This window comes from Variovorax sp. P2_H12 (assembly GCF_056403395.1).
The window spans coordinates 1-494 of record NZ_JBFUFO010000170.1 but is presented as its reverse complement, the minus strand read 5'-3'; the positions used below and the strand labels follow the sequence as shown (position 1 = coordinate 494).

Genomic DNA, 494 nt, shown 5'->3' with positions numbered 1-494 from the left:
GCCACCAGGGACGACGACGTCCGGACCACCCGCATCGGCAGCGTCGGCAGCCCCCGTGCGCCGGAGCCCGACCGGCCGACCACCCAGCTGTCCATCCCGCGTGAGCGCAGCGGGCCTCCGGCCGAGCTGCCCACCGGCCTGCCGCCCGTCGCACCGCTCGTGCCGCGGCCTCTTCCCGCTCCCACGACGCCGACCGCCCCCGCATCGACCGCCCCGACAACAACCCCCACCGCTCCCCTTCCCTCTCCTCCCCCTGCCGGGCCGGTCAGCGCTCCCGCTCCCGCAGTCCCCTCCCTCGACCGTCGCACGCTGCTTGTCGGTGGCGTTGCCGGTGCCGCCGGACTCGTCGTCGGGGGCGGGGTCGGCAGAGTCGTGGCCGTGGGGGCCGAGCAGACTGTGGGTCGGCGAGTCGACGGGGGTGCCGGTGGCGGCGTCGGCCGGACCGTCATCCGGATCCGCCGCCAACTTTCGCACCTGTCCGGCCTGTTCCATGA

1 protein-coding gene is annotated in these 494 nt (G+C 75.9%); it reads right to left on the bottom strand.

Features of this window, described 5'->3' with window-relative positions; translation table 11 throughout:
- Window positions 1-185 (bottom strand): hypothetical protein (locus AC1DYK_RS35665; protein ID WP_478170563.1); only part of this gene is annotated, 185 nt, incomplete at its 3' end.
- Window positions 186-494 lie beyond the last annotated feature (309 nt).